We start from the raw sequence: 18,455 nt of genomic DNA on the forward strand, positions 1-18,455 counted from the left end.
TCCATCACGGTAATGCGGGCGCCGCGAATGGCCGGCTGCCCGGAGGCAATTTTCGAGTCTACAGATATGTAAGGGTGGCTGGTCTTTCTTTCCGCAACAGTCATAATCATCCCTCCTTCTGTTTTACATCGTCTCTGAATTCCGCGAAATCTTTATGTTGGGATTATACGAAGAAATGGGGATGGAGGCAAGAAAAATCAAGGAGGCATGGCAATTTGTCCGGAGTCCTGTTCCATGGTATATTCAATACAGAATTGAGCGGATCAATCTTCTTTTAAAGGAGCAGGAGATGTCGGAGATCAAGAAGACGCTCAGCGGAAAGTAGGGCAGGAAACGGCTCGCTTCCGTCAAAGGGCGTGCTAAACCCAATACCGTTCAGTTAAGATGAAGTCATCCCCGAATGCCTCTATCGGGGATATGGTTTTTCAGGCAGCTTAAACCAGATTCCCGCTCAGAATCGTTGCGGGAATGACAAAATTCGTGACCGATTATCCTTAAGTGAACAGTATTGGTGCTAAACCTCGTCTTCCCCTGTTGCCTCAACTTCCATACCGGCAGTCAGCAAATCCACATCCTCATCAGGCGCTGCCGGCAGTCCTCGCTGAGTTCTAAGATCTTCAATTTTATTTAAAACAATATCGAGCTTCCTCTGCCGCGTGGACGTGATGGCATCGTATTCGTTTTGTGCCTCTGCAATCTTTCTGCCCAGCAGATCAAATTTCTTAATATAGTCACCCCATTGTTTCTTGAATTGCCCCAGCAACGATAGTATTTCATTAGAAGTCCGCTCCAATGCGAAGTTGTCAACAGCCTGTCGAATCACGGCCAGAACGGCAAAGAGCGTGATGGGAGAACAGAAGACCACTTTGTTTTTGATCCCATCATCAAAAATTGAGCTGTCCTGCTCATGGATGAAGGCATAGATCTGTTCATTGGGGATAAACAACAGCACATAATCGACCGTGTTCTGTTCCGGACTGATGTATTCACGAGTTGTAACTTCTTTAATCCGGGCTTTCACGTCTCTCAAGAAGTCATTGCGATATTTCATTTTCGACTGTTCCGAGTCAGCCTCAAGGAATTTAAGATAGTTGTCCAAAGGGAATTTAACATCCATATTCAGCGTAAGATGCCGAGGCAGGAGAAACGTGAAGTCCGGCCGCGATCCAATCCCCTGGATGGATTTCTGTTTAAGATAGTTCACATTCTCAATAAAACCCGCCAGCCGCAAGACATCCTCAGCCATTCGCTCACCCCATTGTCCTCTGACCTTTGTGCTTGCGAGAGCTTCACGAAGCGTGTTCGTAACCTGCGTAAGAGATGAGGTCTGTTCACTCGTGATTTTCAATTGGGTTGTCAGTTCCCCGAATTTCTTCTCTCTGTCCTTTTCAAGTTCTTTCACAAGACCGGAAACATTTTCCAATTGAGATGTCATGCGCTGCAATTGCTGGTCAATGAGACCTTTTTTTGCCTCCAAATCTTTGATATTCCCTTCTCTCTCTGACTCCAATGTGACTTTGGACAGTTTCAGAAATTCTTCTGTAGATTTTGACAGGGCATCAAGTGACAGACTCCCAAAGCTCGCTTTGACATTCTCGATGACCGCATCTACGTCTGCCTTGCGCTGGGTTTCACTCTCTCGAAACAGCTCCCCGGCAAGTTCTTTAGCTGTCTTCGCCTGGATTAACTTTAAGGCAAAAGCAACGACAAGGCCTATAATAAATCCTGCGAGAAGCGCTATAAGAACCGGAGCCCAATTCATAGAATCCTACTTCAATGTATTTGAGAAAAACGGACAGGGACGGATGCAAACCCGAAACAGGAATTGACGAATTTCAGGCGATCCCTTTGATGTTAAAACAGCCGCAGAGGTTCCCTTTCATATCGAACCGTCCCTGAAACCTCTCGGTTATCCATGTCCTTGAGGACAATGCCATCCCTGTCTATTCACCGACATGTCAGTTGAGTCAGACAGCCAGAAACCTCCCTGACACCATGGTCATTTGCATAGGGCAACAAATCGAATCAGGGATTGCAGACAGGATCTTGTTTTTCAGGACGTTTTAAAACCGTTAATGGATTTCAAGAACCGAGTTTTCGGTCCCAAAGCTATTGGCCACCTTCTTGGGACAGGAAGGATCCGTGATCCATTTCCCGTCCACGACAAACTTGTATTCATATTTTCCGGACGGCACCATGGTCTGTATCTTCCAGATGCCGTCCCTGGACCTCTTGGCCTTCAAAACATCGGGCCTCCAGCCGTTGAAATCCCCCGCAATCCCCACCCAATTCGCATCGGGAGCCGAGATTCTGAACTCCACCATCCTCCTTGCGCTCTCCTTTTTCATCTCTTTCTTCGCCATAGGTCATCCCTCCTTTTTATAACAGGTTGCACGTTCAACCATTTGCTTTGTCAACCACCGTCAAACTTCAGGCTCACCTCCATGACGGACAAGGCCGTCGTCCATTCAGAAGATGTTTACAACATACCCGGAGGATCGGATCTTGTCAAGATGTTTACTTTTCCATGGCCGTATGTTACTATTTTTCCCGTCAAAACCGCACGATGAGGGATGACCGGTCATGTTGAATCTTCGGAACATCAGCATCTTCTACGGAATCGGGAGAAGGATTCTTCTCTGGTTCAGTCTTTTTTTCCTCATTCCCCTGCTCACCGTAAGCTTTACAGGGTATCAGCAAAGCAAAAAGGCCATCCGCAAGCAGGTTTATGACCATTTTGAATCCATGCTCGACCTGCAGAAGGAAGCCCTGATCCATTATCTGGAACAGAAAAAAGTCCAGCTTAAATCCTCGGTCGCGGAAAACGAATTCATCTTTATCTCCACGGTGGTGCTTCAGTCCGCCACCTTCGGCAAAGGAGACATCGAGGCGGCTCGGAACCGGGTTCAGAAATACGCGGCGGAAAAGAAGATCGAGATGGCCGCCCGGGAGATTTGGATCCTGGGAAAAAACGGAGGCGTGCTCGCCTCATCCGATGCATCCATGCTCGATTCCGACCGCAGGCTTTCCCCGGAATTCATAGCCTATCAGGCTGACCCGGCCCCCATCAAAATCCGTTATATGGAGACCTCCCATGGCCCCGAAGTCCTGATCTTCGCCCCCATCAAGAGTGAGACCGGAGAATGGGCAGGACTTTTTACCCTGTCCATCAATATAGAGGACATCTACCGTATATTGGAAAACCGGACCGGTCTTGGAGAAACGGGCGAGACCTACCTGGTTGACGACAAAGGCCGTATGATCTCCAGGTCGCGATTCCTCCCCGATGTGATTTTGAAAAAGAAGATCCGCCTGGCCGAGATCCTTGAACGCAAGGATTGGCGCATCTCTGAGAATTATCCTCTGAATTACCGCGGGCTTAAGGTCATTCAGGCCCACGCCCGGTCCCCGTACTTCGGCTGGACGTTGATCGGGGAGATGGAGACCTCCGAGGCCTTTCGCGACCTGACGGCCCAGCGCAATAAGACGATCATGATTGCGATCGTCCTCTTCATCCTTCTGGTGTTGGTCGCCGCCTTGATCTCCGAAACCCTGACCCGGCCCATCCGCGTCCTGGCCCAGGCCGCCAAGCGGGTCTCAAAAGGGGATCTCAACCAGAAGGTGGAGACCCAGCCGGGCAATGAACTGGCCGACCTGGCCTTGGAATTCAACAAGATGACCAAAAGCCTCAAGGAGTCCAAGGAAAAAATGGAGGAATGGAACGCCGGCATCCAGCAGGAAGTGGAGAACCGCACCCAGGATCTGTTGAAGTCGGAGCTCAAGTTCAGAAACCTCATGGAAAACGCCAACGATGCGATCATGATCTTCAATGCTGAAGACAGGCTCTGCTCCCTCGCCAACCTGAAAGCCGAGATTCTGACCGGATACAGACATGAGGAGATCCTCCGAACCCGTTTCTTCGACTTCTTCCCTCCGGACCACAGCGAACGCCTCAAGGAACACTACCGGAAGGCATTGGAACGGGGTTCTGACAATCTGTACAACATCCCCCTGCAGAGAAAAGACGGCTGGCTGGTCTTTGTGGATATCAGCAACAGCCTGATCGAATTCCAGAATCAGAAGTTCATCAACTGCATCCTTCATGACGTGACCGAGAAGCATAAAATCGAACGGGAGAGGAACGCGGTTTTTCAAATCTCAGACATTATTGCAAAATCATCGGATCTGGATACCATTCTCAGAAAGGCGCTGGACATCATCTTAAAAAATCTGGAGCTGGAGGTGGCCGTCATCTTTCTGTACGATCAGAAAACCAACGAACTCATTCTCTCATTCCAGAAGGGATTTTCCAAGGCATTCATGGATCAGTTCGCCCGGCAGGCCGTCACGGCGGATTCGGGCAGGATCTGTGTAAAAACCGCCTTCACTCAGGAGATGCACTACCTTCAAAACCCTTTCGAGGGGAATATGGACATCTACCTGGACACGGATGTGGACAAGGATTATCTTCAGACCGTCGTGAGCCTTCCCCTCCTCGCGGAGGGAACCCTGGTCGGCGTCCTGGAGGTGATCACCAACCGCAGGCGCAGATTCTCCAGCGAAAACTTTATGCTCCTCGAAGCGCTTGCAAACCAGCTTGCCGCAGGCATCCTCCGTATCCAGTTGGAACAGGGAATGCAGGAACGGATCCAGCAGTCCGAAAAGCTTTCCAGCGTGGGCCAGCTTGCAGCGGGAATCGCCCATGAAATCGGCACCCCTCTGAACATCATCTCCGGTAATGCCGAATACCTGATGATGGACATGAAACCCGATGACCCGAAAATGGAGGAACTCTCCATCATCATCCAGCAAACCGAACGGATTGCAAAATTGATTCAACAGCTCATGGACTTCGCCAGAAACACCCGGCCCAGCTTCGAACTCACGGACATCCATCAACTGATAGACAACACCCTGACGCTGACCAGGCACCAAATCAAAAAACATTTCATCTCACTCACATCAAATCTGAACGGCCGTCTTCCGAAAATTGTTGCGGACCCGAACCAGATCCAGCAGGTCTTTCTGAATATCATCATCAATGCCATCCAGGCCACGCCGGACGGAGGGAGCCTCCGCATAGAGACCGAGATCGGCCGAGACGAAGAGTCGGTCCAGGTCCGGATCTGCGATACAGGCTGCGGCATCCCCAGGGAATATATCAACAACATCTTCGATCCGTTTTTCACGACCAAGGAAGTCGGACAGGGCACCGGCCTGGGTCTTGCCGTGAGCCACCGGATCATTGAAAATCACAGAGGCAAGATCGAAGTCGAAAGCAGGGTCAATGAAGGAACCTGCTTCACGGTGATTTTACCCATCCATGCCGAGGAGACCCGAAATGAATAAGTCAGCATCCATTCTGGTGGTGGAAGACGAAGAAAAGATGCGTGAGCTGCTCCAGAAGATCCTCTTGACCGAAGGGTACCTGGTCCAGACGGCAAGCAACGGCAGCGCCGCCCTCTCGATGATCGAGGAGCACTCCTTTGATATCGTCCTGACGGACGTGAAGATGCCGGGCCTCGGCGGGATCGAGCTTTTGAAGGCCGTCAGGGGGATATCCAAGAAGACCTATGTGATCATCATGACCGCCTTCGGGACCATTGACTCGGCCGTGGAGGCCATGAAACAGGGGGCTTATGACTACATCTCCAAACCCTTCAAAATGGATGAGATCCGGATCCTCATGAACAAGATCCTGGATGAGAAGGCCCTTCGTCACGAAGTGAACTCCCTGCGCAGAGAGGTGAACCGCCGGTACCAGTACAGCAACATCATCGGGAAGAGCAAAGGCATGCAGGAAATCTTCGAGCTGATCGAAAGGGTCTCCGACGGCAAGAGCACGGTGCTGATCCAGGGAAGGAGCGGGACAGGCAAGGAACTCGTGGCCAAAGCCATCCACTATAACGGTCCCAGGAAGGACAAACCCTTCATGGCCGTCAACTGCAGCGCCATCCCCGAAACCCTCCTGGAAAGCGAGCTCTTCGGTCATGTTAAGGGGGCCTTCACCGGCGCCGTCACCACGAAAACCGGACTCTTTGAGGAGGCCGACGGCGGGACCCTGTTCCTGGACGAGATCGGGGACCTCTCACTATCCATGCAGGTCAAACTGCTGCGGGTCCTGCAGGAAAGGGAGATCAAGCCGGTCGGGGGAACGGAGTCGAAAAAGATCGACATCCGCCTCATCACCGCCACCCACCAGGACCTGGCGGAAAAAATAAGGCAGGGGACCTTCCGGGAAGACCTCTATTACCGGTTGAACGTCATCAACATCATCATCCCCCCTCTCAAGGACCGCCCCGAGGATATCCCTCTTCTGGCCCGTCATTTTCTGAACCTTTACGCCAAGGAGAACAACCGGAGCGGGATGACCGTCTCCAGGGAGGTTCTCGAGGCGTTCATCAACTATCCGTGGACCGGAAACGTCCGGGAGCTGGAAAACATCATCGAACGGGCCGTCATCCTATGCAAGGGGAATGAGATCACCTTGGAGGACCTTCCGCCTCACTTCCTCAAGGAGAGCCGGGAGAGTCTGGAGAAAACAGATCTCAGCAGCCTCTCGCTGGATGAGGTGGAAAAGGAGCATATCCAACGCGTCCTTGAAAGCGTAGGCGGGCACAAAATGAAAGCCGCTGAGATCCTTAAGATCGACCGGAGAACCCTCTACAGGAAACTCCAGAGCTATAACCTGTGAAACCCGTTAAAAATGATTTACTTTCTCCCTTTAATCAGATAAATTATTAAGTCCGTTTACCGGATTCCCATAGGAGAAAATTACCATGAAAGCCAAAAACATCATGAATCCATCCCCCATCACCATCCATGCGGATGCCACGATCCAAGACCTGGTCAACCTCCTCAATGATAAGAAATTCGACGGGTTATGCGTGGTGGAAGGCGAAAACAAACTGGTCGGGGTGGTGACCCTTTTCGAACTTTACGAGGCCTTTCTTCCCGGCTATGTCATGATGAAGGAGGAACTGGCCCACTTGATTCATGACGGGTACTTCGAAAAGAAGTGCAGGGAAATAAGAAACCAGCCGGTCCGCTCGATCATGAGGTCCGACCTCGTCAAAATCAAGGAAGAGGATACGCTCATCAGTGTGCTGGCCGATATCGTGAAATCCCGCCTTCAGGTGGTCCCGGTGACCCGAGGGGATACGCTCATCGGCATGATCCACAAAAAAAGCCTCCTCTCTTACACGAGCAAGGTGCTGATAGAAAATCATTCGAACTGACGCTGCATAAGGAGCACGACGGTGATGAACCCATTCTGGACAGCCACTCTGATATTCATAATATCCTATGCCGTTATCGTTTCCGAAAAGATCCACAAGACCAAGGTGGCGCTGGCAGGGGCCTCGTTGATGCTGATCCTGAAGATCGTGGATCAGAAAGAAGCCTTTCACAGCGAGGAACTGGGGATAGACTACAACGTGATTTTCCTGTTGATCTCCATGATGATGATCATCGGGATCATGAAAAGGACCGGGATCTTTGAATACGTGGCCATCAAATCCGCCAAAATAGCCAAGGGAGAGCCCTTCCGGATTATGGCCATCTTCTCGGTGGTCACGGCCGTTGCCTCCGCCTTCCTGGACAATGTGACCACGGTCCTGCTCCTCGCCCCGGTCACCCTCCTCGTGGCCGACGAACTCGATATGGACCCGATCCCGTTTCTCATCACCGAGGCCCTGGCCTCCAACATCGGGGGGACCGCGACCCTGATCGGCGACCCTCCGAACATCATGATCGCGAGCAAGGCCAGGCTGACTTTCATGGACTTCATCCTCCACCTGGCTCCGGTGGTGATCATCATCATGATCGTTTACATCTACACGATCAAGCTGATCTTCGGCAGGAAGCTCAAGGTCAAGGAAGATCTCAAAAAGCGGATCATGGAGATCCAGGAGAAGGACCTGATCAAGGATCCGGTACTTCTCAGGAAATGCCTGGCGGTGCTCGGCATCACCATCTTCGGATTCGTGATCCACGGGTTTCTCCACTTTGAGCCCGCGACCATCGCCCTGGCCGGCGCCGCCCTGCTCTTCCTCATCTCCGGGGAAAAACCGCATGACATCTTTCTGGAAGTGGAATGGCCCAGCATCTTCTTTTTTATCGGTCTTTTTATTATCGTGGGCGGGGTGGTCAAGGTCGGACTGATCGAGAAGATGAGCCGGATGATGATTGATCTCACCGGCCCGACACAGACCAATATGTTCACGACCTCCATGGTCATACTCTGGTTCTCGGCCATTGCCTCAGCCATCGTGGACAACATCCCCTTCGTGGCGACCATGAATCCCCTGATCCTGGACATGGCCAACAACATCTACCACGCAGGGGGCGCGGCATCCCATGCGCTCCCGCCTGAGACCATACACAACGCCGTGCTCATGCCGGTCTGGTGGGCCCTTGCTCTCGGGGCCTGCCTGGGAGGGAACGGTACAGCCATCGGCGCTTCGGCCAACGTGATCATCATCGGCATGGCGGAAAAGGCCAGGAAACCGATCTCTTTTCTTAAGTTTATGGCCTACGGCATACCGATCATGATCGAAACCGTCGTCATCTCCATGATCTACATCTGGGTGCGATATTATATCTTGACGGCTTCGTAAAAAGTCCATCTGCGGCGTTGCGCCGCGTCCTTCGCCTGCCTGTGCGTGACCGCACGCAGACAGGTCATTGCAGCGTACATCTAAGTGGCCCTATTCGTAAATACGGTCGCATTCGAGTGCCGTAGGGCGGCCTCATCTGCGTTCCGCTCCTTGCGGCGTACCACAGTGGGTACACCTCAGTCGCGCGCGGAGATGAGGCCGCCCTACGACCCTCTCGGTACGTTACCATATTTACGAACAGGACCACTAAGTACGCCTCATTCCTCAGGACTTGCGCGCCTTGCATCTGGGCCTTTTTTCTTTGCCGTCACATTTGAGGACTTCTTACGAGTCCATCATATTTTGGCTTGAAAAACAGAGGGGGATCGTTCAGACGTCCTCAAGTTCAGCGAAGCTGTTCCCTGAAAAGCGGCTTCGAAGTTCCTTCTCGATGTCTCTCTTCTCGTTCAGCGGATGCTGCGGGCCGCCGATTTCGGCCTGATCAACCATTCCCTGCAAAGGCTCATCCTGAATCTGAGATGAAGGATCCTCTTCGCGTACGAGAGGACGCCTCCTCTTCATCCGCTCCTGCATGAGGCGGCTCACCTGCTCCTCGGGATCCGGCAGGAAGTCATCCACGGGGAGGCGATCTTGGTATCTCCGGACAGCGGTTTCCAGACCGGTCCATAACTTTCCGTAGTCCATCTTGGATTCCATGGTCTATACGGCCCCCTGTTCCTGCGGTTTGAGCAGCGAAAGCCCCTTCTTGGCATCCCTGTTCAAGGGATTGATCTTAAGGGCCCTGCTCCAGGCATCGAGAGCTTCTTCATATCGTTGCAGTTGATAGAGACTGTTGCCGAAGTTGGCATAGCCCATGGACTGATCCCGGCATCCCTGGTCAAGCGATTTCGAAAACATCTCGCTCGCTCTCTCGTAATCCATGGCCGTGTAATAAAGGAGGCCGAGATTGTTGTAGGCTTCGGCAAGGTCAGGCCGCAGAGAAAGCGCCTTCTTGAAGGCCTGCACCGCCTCTTCAGGACGGTCGAGTTCAGTATAGGCGAGCCCCAGATTATTAAAGGCCTCGGCATATTCAGGGTCACAGGCCACGGCCTTTTCAAAGGCAAGCGCCGAGGCCTCATGGGCCCCCTTGTAGAAGAAGACCACACCCTGGTTGTTGTGCTCCCTGGACTCTTCCTTTTTGCGGCGGACGACCTCTTCGGTTAGAAGCCGTTTCTGATCGTCATAGTACGATTCGATCTTGCGTTGTCCATCGGCAAGGGCTCTCATCTCTTCATGCGTCTTCCCCATGAGGGCCTCCATCTTCTCCACGGCCTCGCGGCGTCCGGCGCTCACCATGCTGTGAAGCTCTTCGCCCTGTCTCCATCCCTTTTCTATCTCCTTTTCCATGCTTTCCAGCCGGGCTTCGGACGCGGAGAGCGTCTCCTGAATCTTTCCGGAGAGCTTCTCATTTAGGGCCTTCACCTCTACTTGCAATGCCTGTATGGAGAGATTCAAATCCCCTGAGAAAGCCTGAATAAGATCCTGGACCTTTCCGGAGAGTTCTCCGGGGATCTGACCGATCCGCTCTTGAATCACATCCTGCCTCCCCTTGATTTCCTCCTGATGGGCCCTGATCTCCCCGGATAATCCCGTCTGAAGGGCATCCAGCCCCGATTTGATCACCTGGAAAGAGGAGACGAAGTCAATCCGGTCCATGATGTTTCGGACCTCATGTATGGCTTCACTGTTGTGGTAGAGCGAGCATTTCTTCTTCTTGGCGTAAAACAGGCTGCATGCCTCTTCCAGGCAGGGCTGGCGCTCCCATTCCTCCAACCCGTTTTCGTTCTTTTTGGTCTGCTTGAGAATGATCGGACAGATGGTCATCTTACCCTCTCCAATAAAGGTTTCAAAAGCGAAGCGCCTTGAGCCCTCATATCCCTTTTTTTAGGACTCCCTGGCAACCCTGAACCGGACTGCCGCATCATCCTGCGGATCAAGCGGCAGGGATCTTCAACCGGGTCTTCCCCATGAGCGGCCGTCTCTCTTTCAGGAGGGACTCCTCCATGAGGACGGCTGCGGATTCTTTCATCTTTTCATAAAGGATAGGATCCGGGGACTCTTTAAGCGCCTGATCGAGAACCGACGCCGCCAGCAGAGGCTCACCGGCAGATTCCAGCAAATAAACCCGATGGCAGCGATCATCCTTATCCGAACATGCCTCGGCAAGGGCATAGTTCCCGGCCTGTTCATGGAAGTGCGCCCAGACGGCCCTGGTTTCTCCAGACTCTCGGGATGCTGTCTGATGCCGGACTATCTCTTCAGCCCGATCTTGTCTGTCCAAAAGGACCAGGTGCGCGACAAGACGCTTGATCTCGTCTTGAGAAAGAGGTTTCCCGTGATCGGCGCGTGACTCAAGCTCTCTGACTTCAGATTGAATCCTCCCTAAGTTGAATTCATTCATCTTGGCGTAATAAGCCGCATTATCCCTGGAGAGATCCCTGGCCTGTTTCAGCATCTTCCCGGCCGATTCAAAATCCCCGGCCTTGTCCATCTGATCCGCGAGCCGGATCAGAAGCTGCACTCGCTCGCTTTCGCCGGATGCCGTTTTAAGCCCTTCCTGCAGGATCCTGATGCCGGATTCATACGCCCCCTTCATGGCAAACAGATCTCCAAGAAGGAGGTAAAGCGCCGCATCATGCAGCCCTTTCTCTTTTATCTGATGCAGGAAATCGATCCCGGCATCCATCTTCTCCGGATCCAGGAGGACCGACAGGCGCACGTCCTCAAAAGCGCCCTTCAGGTCGAGGAGGTTCAGCCGGCAGCGGCATCGCCCCAGCCTGGCATCCGCATGCGCATGGTCCCCGTCTTCTTCAATCAGGGCGGTAAAAAGTTTTTCTCCCTCCCCGGCTGAAGAGTGATCCAAGGCCAGGGCCCTTTCCATGGATCGGACTGAAGACCCCGGTTTCCCGGCCTTCAGGTAGCTCCATGCAAGAATTTTCAGGATCTCGGCCTGGTCAGGAGCCGCCCCTGCAATCTCTTCCATCCTGCACAAAAGTTTCTCCCGGATTTCAGGATGGGCATCCCCGGATGAGGAGAGAAAAGAGAGCGCGGCTGCGGGGCGCCCCATCCGCACAAAGATCCTGCTGACGGCCCCATAGGCTGAGATCTCCGATGGATCGCAGGAGAGGATATCATGGCAGAATTTGATCCCCTGTTCAGACAGGGAGGGGTCCATGCCCACGGCTCCGGCGATATGTTCTGCGGCCTTGGCATGCACTCCTGCCTTGAGATAGACCTTGCCGATCTCAAGTTGAACACGGGCCATCTTCGGGTTCTTTTCTGCAATCCGGTTCAGAAGCCCGAGAATGACATCCGTATCCTGAGTATGCCTCTGGACCGCCTTCCAGAGCAGATCCAGCGCAGGCTCGTCTCTCCCCTCAAGGATATGGATCTCCGCCATGCCGAGGATCGGCGCAATCTGCATGGGGTGCTTTGCAGAGATATGCAGCAGGTACTTCATGACCGTATCCCGGCTTTTCGGCAGTTCCCGGGCCAGGCGCATGAGGCAGGAGACCCCTTCCTCCACCCTGCCGCAGGCCGAAAGGACCGATCCCATGGCGAGCGATGCCTTGGCAAGAGAGGGGTGCAGGACAAGGACCTTTTCAAGCCTTTCGGCGATACCCTCGGCAAGCCCCGGCCGATCTCGATAAACCGGGGCAAGGGAGGTATCTTCCTTGAAGGCCTGGAAATAAAAAGTAACCGCGTCACTCAAGCGGCCCATCCCTTTGCAGGCATCCCCCATGGTCCGGTGAATGCACGCAATCTGAGGGGGTCTGAATACCTTCTCGAGTTTTTCCCCCTCTTTTAGGACCAGATCCAATGCCCCTCCCAGAAGGTAGGCTGAGAGAAGCCCCTGACTCAAAACCAGATTGCCCGGAGATCGGACGAGCCTATCCCGGTACGACTCGATCACCTTGCCTGCCGATTCGGGATGAGCGCATAAATGCCGGTTCAGGGTCTCCGAGGTTTCCTGGTATCTCTCCATTCTGAAATAGAATTCGGCCAGCCCGAAGACAAGCGAATCCTCTTCCGGGAAGCGATTCAGCCACTCCTTGATGAGCCCTTCCAGGACCTGGAATTGACCCGGGCTCTCAAGGGCGCAGCCGATGAGACGCTCGACCGCCTCCTGAAAATCCTCCCCTGCTGCAGCAGCCTCGGCCCAGACCAGGCGGGCTGCAGGATCACACACCCCTTTGCCCTCCAGTTCGGCAAAGAGCTTCCGGACATCCGAATGGATCTCAGGGCTCCTTCTCAGGAGCATGGATATCGGGTGAAGGGTCTCATGAAGCAGGCCGGGCGCCCTGGACAGGGCCTGATTCAGCGACTGAAAGGCCTCCCGGTCCCGCCCGAGGGCCATCAAGACCTCGGCTTCTGCAACCCGGGCCAGCGGAAGGGACTCATCGGCCTTGAGAAGCGCATTCAGCATCGGCGCCGCCCGCCCGGCCTGGCCGGGCGCAAGCCGGATGAACCGCCGGATCAGAACCAGCGGCCGTTCCGCTTCGGGATGGTTCAGGCAGAGTTCAGCAAGAAAAATGACCAGTTCAGGATCCTCAAAATGATCCTGCAGAAGCGGCATGGCCTTTTCAAAGACGACGTCTGCCTGTGAGGGATCGGCCTTAACGATCCTTCTCATCTGGTTGATGGATGCGGCCAGGTCCCCTTGATTCAGACAGAGATCACCCAAGACCCGTGCGGCTTCTATATTTTCCGGGTCGAGTCCGATCAGACGCTGGAAACGCCCCATGAGCAGACCCGTCTCCACCCTTCCGTTCAGGCCCGTATAGACCTTCGAGGCCTCGGCAAAACGATTCGATTCAACCAGAACGTCCCCAAGAAATAAAATGAGATCCTCGGCCCCTTTAGAGGATGGATCAACCTTTTTGAGCCGTTCGATGATCCCGGACCGAAAGGCGGGGTCTTGGATCTTCTTAAGGGCATCCGCCCCTTTTGTCCATTCTCCTTTAGCGAGGCAGGCCTTCCCCATGAGCCAACAGCCCCGAGGCCCGCCATCCGAGTTCATAAATCTTTGGATGACGTAAGAGGCGGATTCAGGATCGAGGTCCAGGGCCTTTTCATAATATCCGGCGGATTTTTCCGGGTCCTCTTCCCATAAAAGATCCCCCATATAAAGGAAAGGCCCTGCATGATTTCGGATATGCGTTAGGATGTTTTCCAAACGAGGGTGGATCAGGGGCCATTCTTCCCTTCGAACCTTGAGGATTTCGGTATAAGACTCAAAGGCTGCCTCAAAGGATTGACGGTGTTCCTGGATCAACCCCGCGGTATAGCCGAGATCCGCAATCATCATAGAACTCTTCTCATCCGAGGCTATCTTCCGGAGTTCTGCGATCCGGTTCCGTGTCCGGTCCAGGATCCGCGTGAGAACAGCGCCGTCCGCCTCGCCGATCACCTTGAAGGCCTCATTCAGATCTCTAAGGTGGATCAGGATCTCCAGGCGAAGCTCCATGAAATCCGACCGATTGACACCGTCAGGGGGGGCATTCAAAAGGTCAAGGATCTCCCGGACCTTTCCCGGATGGGCCTTAAACGCCTTCCGGTACTCCCTCAGGGCGGACTGAGGTTCATGGGTCAGACAAAAAAGCTCCGCTGCGCCAAGAAGAAGATCGAGGTTCTTGGGATCCTTTTTTAACGGGGCCTCAAAGATCTGGACGGCCTTGTCATACTCTCCCTTCTCAAAGAGCTTCCTGGATTTTTCAATAATCTTCTCGGTCGAGTAGAATGTCTCAAACATAGAGGGATAAAATCCTTGAGAATGAAAAATATATGCCTTGTATGACTTATATTCAGTATAACTTGTCCCAATTTTTTATGTCAATTTTTTTTATACATTCCCATGTCCGCCGTAATCAAACAGGATCCGCCTTGCGCGCTTGACAATAACCCGGCATGATGGTTTATTCTTTCAAGTACGCATCAAAGATGCATCAAACGCCCAAACGCCCATAAACATTTTTTCAGGATCTTTTCAATAAACTATTTATTTTCGAGTAATTCTTAGATTTCATGAGGAATGAAAGGAGCCTTCCGATGCTCGCCCTGAAAATCGTTTTCTCCATCCTCTTTTTGCTCGTTTCTTCGAATCTTAGCGCCTATTGCGAACCATACAAACTCGCCATTCCCCTCGGTCTGACTGAACCGGCGATCCCTGAAAACAATCCCATGACCGTGGAGAAGATCGCCTTGGGGAAAAAGCTCTATTTTGACAAAAGGCTTTCCGCGGACGATACCGTGGCCTGTTCCAACTGCCATGACCCCAAACTCGGGTTTGCCGATGCCTTGCCGACATCGGCAGGCATACGCGGACAGTTCGGCCCACGCAACGCCCCCACGGTCCTGAACTCGGCCTTTTACGACCTTCAATTCTGGGACGGGCGCGTCCCTTCTCTTGAGGATCAGGCCAAGGGGCCGATCATCAACCCCGTGGAGATGGGGATGGCTTCGCACGACGATCTGGTGAAAAAACTGAAGGGGATCCCCGAATATGTGAAGGACTTTCAGGCGGTCTTCGGGGCAGAGATCACCATCGACCGGATCGTTCAGGCCATCGCCGCCTTTGAAAGGACCCTGATCTCCGGCAACTCCCCATTCGACCGGTTCTTCTACAACAGCGAATCCGATGCCATCAGCGAGCCGGCAAAAAAGGGGCTCCTGGTCTTCCGGGGCAAAGGCCGGTGTCTCAACTGTCACGACTTCAACCCCATCTATGCGCTCTTCACGGACAACAAGTTCCACAATATCGGGGTCGGCATGGACAAGGCCGAACCTGATCCGGGCAGATTCAAGGTCACCGGCAATTCCGCTGACCAAGGGGCCTTCAAGACCTCCACGCTTCGCAATATCGCGCTGACGGCGCCCTATATGCACGACGGAAGCCAGAAGACCCTTGAGGAGGTGGTGGAGTTTTACAATCAAGGCGGCCATAAAAATCCTTATCTTGACGGGGGAATCGTCCCCTTGAATCTCACCGATCAGGAAAAGAAGGATCTCGTGGAATTTTTGAAATCTCTCACTGGAGAATTGCCGAAGCTTTAACCGTCTTTATACAGGAGGTGCCGCATGGATTCGAACAAAAAAAACGGAATGACCCGGAGAGAACTTTTGAGAACCGGAACGGGCGCCGCAGCCGTGACACTGCTGGCGGGGATCTCGCCTTTCGGACTGGTCAGGGCGGCCTTCGGAGAAGAGAAAGCAGAGCCCTTCACCTTTGCCTATCTTTCAGATGCCCACTTGTATGTGAAAAACATCAACCAGAAGTTCGTGGATGCCTTGGTTAAGGGGGTGCAGAATGTCAACGACATGAACCCGGCCCCGGATTTCGTCTTCTTCGGCGGGGATTTGGCCCAGCTCGGCCACCCCGACGAGCTCAAGCTCGGGAAAGAAATCCTTTCCGATCTCAAACCCAAGCTCCATATCATGGTCGGGGAGCACGACTGGTACCGAGATATGGGAGAGACCTGGAAGACACTCTTCGGACCGGACCGATATTCCTTTGACCATAAGGGGATTCACTTCGTGGTCTTGAACAGCGTGATCGTCAAGGACTATTGGACACCGAACAAGATGACGCCGGAGCAGAGGATGCTGGCCATGGCCCAGTTGGACAATCCCAAGGGCGAGGCCTTCACCGTAGGCGAAGAACAGCGTGATTGGCTGCAAACGGATCTAAAGAAGGTCAAGAGTGAGACCCCTGTGGTGGTCTTTTCCCATTCTCCCCTCTACAAGCTTTACCGTCCCTGGAATTTCTGGACCGACGATGCCGAGGAAGTCCGGAAGCTCCTCTCCCGATTCAAGACCGTCACGGTCTTTCATGGGCATACACACCAAGTCCTGACCAACCGGATCGGCAACATCACCTTCCACGGTTTTCTTTCCACGTCCTGGCCCTGGCCCTATGCCCCGAAAGGCACGCCGGAACTGACCCTGCAGATGGACCGTCCGGACCCGTTCTTCTCCACGGACGGCTGCGGCTGGGGGATCATCGACATGCTCGGCTCCGGGCAGGCGGACAAGACCTATGAACCCTGGAACCGCAGCCCCATGAAAGTCACTTACGAAGAGATTGCCTCAGGGAAATGGCCCCCGGCCTATCCCCAAGGCTCCAGCGGTCCGTCTTATTAATGATTAAACGGGATAAAGGAGGAATCGGCATGACTATAAAAAAAGGGATCCTGACCAGCTTATGCATCACCGCACTGATCGTCTTCGCAGGGTATACCGGCATTGTCTTCGCCCACGGCCAACCCCACTCAGCGCAGGATCTAAAGCTCTTTGAAATGGCCTACCAAAAGGCCGTGGACCAGGGGTATAAGATCTTCCACGATGCCAAGCTGGGAACCACGGGGCAGTCCTGCGACATGTGCCATCCGGATGCGGCCAATACGCATCCTGAGACCTATCCCAAGTACCAAACACAGATCAAGAAGGTCATCGGACTTCGGGACATGATCAACTGGTGCATTCTCAACCCGCTCAAGGGAAAAGAGCTCGCCCCGGACAGCGAAGAGATGATCGCCCTGGAGGCCTATATCACGAACCAGAGAAAAGGGACTCCCCTTGCTCCGGGAAAACATTGAACCGGTTCATGACGGCTTCGCAGGGAGGGGAATGACCCTCCCTGCTGTTTCTGCCCGAAGCCGCGCTCAACCCCTTAATCTTCCCGCTCTCCGGAAAGAATTGAGAAAAGAATTAGGAAAAGAATTAGGGTCAGACACCGATTCTGCACCATGAATCTCCGTCGTGGGCACTGATTCCTTTGTCAATAATAAATAAACGATCCCTTTGACAACACCTTCTCCTCAACGAGCCATCGGCAAACGGCCAATCAACGCCTTCGTCTTATTACACTTCTGGTTCCGCTAAATAGAACCGTCACCTTTCCCATTTCCCAGTCTATACTTTTCAAATGAACTTCTACTTCAGACCCAATTGAATTTTGATCGCTTCCCCAACTTTATACATGTCATTACCGGAAATAACACCAATCCGCTTGGACAAGCGCATTTTACTAACGGTGGCCATCTGGTCTGCCATTGCCTTACTCTGCTTTCCATGAATCATGACGTAAGCTTCACTTGGGTATAGTCTATCCACGTTGCTCGTGAGAGGGATTACCTGAACACGATTGAGGAAGTTATTAGAGGCATCATTACTGACGATGACGGCAGGACGCTTTTTTCGAATTTCCCAGCCTATTGAAGGATCAAAATTCACCCACCACACTTCACCTCTTTTCATGAACGCTATCTCCAAATGTTGCTTCGGCCCATTCGAGCGCTTCCTTTTCTCGAGACTTATCCTTCGACATCTCTTTGTAAGCTGCTTCGAGTTCATGTTTAACTACATGAGGGCGGACCAGGTCTTCTACAAATCTGCTGATTTTTCCTGGACCAATAACCTTGTGAAGGCCTGTATAGACTTCTTCATCAATGGTGATGGTTAATTTCTTCTGCATGATGATCCCTCCACTCTAAATACACGTATATAATACGTGTAGAAGTGCTTTATGTCAAGACATTTTAAAAATAGGGACAGCGCCCATTTATTCCTTTCCCTTCTGGCGTATTGGAAGCCCTCGCCATGGAATCGAACTCCATCGGCACTGCGATGAAGTGAATGTGGTTTCTCATGAGCAGTATATCTTTAGTGAATATTTGCTGATGTATGTCTTGAGCCAGTCAAAATGGATGTGAAGTCAGTTTAAATGGGCGCTGTCCCTATTTTCTGCCCATATTTACGAACAGGACCACTTGGGCGTCACGTGGATGTAAATCGCAGCAT

At 52.8% G+C, this 18,455-nt stretch carries 14 protein-coding genes; 7 read left to right on the forward strand and 7 right to left on the reverse strand.

Translation table 11 applies throughout. From position 1 onward, the window contains the following. Positions 1-514: 514 nt before the first annotated feature. Together AUK29_03390 and AUK29_03395 are read right to left on the reverse strand one after the other, a co-directional pair. Positions 515-1,762, reverse strand: a complete 1,248-nt coding sequence (locus AUK29_03390) for a hypothetical protein (protein OIP64992.1) — start codon at positions 1,760-1,762, stop codon at positions 515-517. A gap of 310 nt (positions 1,763-2,072) precedes the next feature. Next, positions 2,073-2,324 carry a hypothetical protein gene (locus tag AUK29_03395; GenBank protein OIP65004.1) on the reverse strand — a complete coding sequence of 84 codons (252 nt, stop codon included), beginning with the start codon at positions 2,322-2,324 and terminating at the stop codon, positions 2,073-2,075. A 259-nt stretch (positions 2,325-2,583) separates the two neighbouring features. Between AUK29_03395 and AUK29_03400 the strand changes: the two genes are divergently transcribed. The 4 genes from AUK29_03400 (at position 2,584) to AUK29_03415 (ending at position 8,618) form a co-directional block, all read left to right on the forward strand. Further along, positions 2,584-5,349, forward strand: a complete 2,766-nt coding sequence (locus tag AUK29_03400) for a hypothetical protein (GenBank protein OIP64993.1) — start codon at positions 2,584-2,586, stop codon at positions 5,347-5,349. Further along, positions 5,342-6,694: a hypothetical protein gene (locus tag AUK29_03405; GenBank protein ID OIP64994.1), complete on the forward strand. Its 1,353-nt coding sequence runs from the start codon at positions 5,342-5,344 to the stop codon at positions 6,692-6,694. The genes AUK29_03400 and AUK29_03405 overlap by 8 nt, the downstream gene beginning before the upstream one ends. 85 nt (positions 6,695-6,779) lie before the next feature. After that, complete coding sequence (locus AUK29_03410; GenBank protein OIP64995.1) at positions 6,780-7,238, forward strand: hypothetical protein; 459 nt, start codon at positions 6,780-6,782, stop codon at positions 7,236-7,238. Positions 7,239-7,262: 24 nt separating this feature from the next. Further along, a complete protein-coding gene (locus AUK29_03415; protein ID OIP64996.1) occupies positions 7,263-8,618 on the forward strand; it encodes a hypothetical protein in 1,356 nt (451 codons plus the stop codon). 369 nt (positions 8,619-8,987) lie between these two features. Here AUK29_03415 and AUK29_03420 read toward each other — a convergent pair whose 3' ends face one another. The 3 genes from AUK29_03420 to AUK29_03430 all read right to left on the reverse strand — a co-directional run bounded on the left by AUK29_03420 (position 8,988) and on the right by AUK29_03430 (position 14,409). Beyond that, a complete protein-coding gene (locus tag AUK29_03420; GenBank protein ID OIP64997.1) occupies positions 8,988-9,314 on the reverse strand; it encodes a hypothetical protein in 327 nt (108 codons plus the stop codon). 3 nt (positions 9,315-9,317) lie between these two features. Next, positions 9,318-10,481: a hypothetical protein gene (locus tag AUK29_03425; protein ID OIP64998.1), complete on the reverse strand. Its 1,164-nt coding sequence runs from the start codon at positions 10,479-10,481 to the stop codon at positions 9,318-9,320. 109 nt (positions 10,482-10,590) lie between these two features. Continuing rightward, positions 10,591-14,409, reverse strand: a complete 3,819-nt coding sequence (locus AUK29_03430) for a hypothetical protein (GenBank protein ID OIP64999.1) — start codon at positions 14,407-14,409, stop codon at positions 10,591-10,593. Between the two features lie 272 nt (positions 14,410-14,681). Here AUK29_03430 and AUK29_03435 point away from each other — a divergent pair, with 272 nt between their 5' ends. From AUK29_03435 to AUK29_03445, 3 genes are all read left to right on the forward strand, one after another. Continuing rightward, entirely contained in the window at positions 14,682-15,710 is a 1,029-nt protein-coding gene (locus tag AUK29_03435) for a hypothetical protein (GenBank protein ID OIP65000.1), read from the forward strand. A gap of 66 nt (positions 15,711-15,776) precedes the next feature. Then, the gene (locus AUK29_03440; GenBank protein ID OIP65005.1) at positions 15,777-16,796 is read left to right on the forward strand and encodes a serine/threonine protein phosphatase; all 1,020 of its coding nucleotides are present in this window, start codon (positions 15,777-15,779) and stop codon (positions 16,794-16,796) included. Next, a complete protein-coding gene (locus tag AUK29_03445; protein OIP65001.1) occupies positions 16,796-17,251 on the forward strand; it encodes a hypothetical protein in 456 nt (151 codons plus the stop codon). The genes AUK29_03440 and AUK29_03445 overlap by 1 nt, the downstream gene beginning before the upstream one ends. A gap of 337 nt (positions 17,252-17,588) precedes the next feature. On the opposite strand, the gene AUK29_03450 is transcribed toward AUK29_03445, so the two are convergent. Continuing rightward, complete coding sequence (locus AUK29_03450) at positions 17,589-17,912, reverse strand: growth inhibitor PemK (protein ID OIP65002.1); 324 nt, start codon at positions 17,910-17,912, stop codon at positions 17,589-17,591. Next, positions 17,899-18,129, reverse strand: a complete 231-nt coding sequence (locus tag AUK29_03455) for an addiction module antitoxin (protein ID OIP65003.1) — start codon at positions 18,127-18,129, stop codon at positions 17,899-17,901. Before AUK29_03455 ends, AUK29_03450 begins: the two co-directional genes overlap by 14 nt. Positions 18,130-18,455 lie beyond the last annotated feature (326 nt).

It is taken from the genome of Nitrospirae bacterium CG2_30_53_67, assembly GCA_001873285.1.
In the GTDB taxonomy this organism is placed as follows: domain Bacteria; phylum CG2-30-53-67; class CG2-30-53-67; order CG2-30-53-67; family CG2-30-53-67; genus CG2-30-53-67.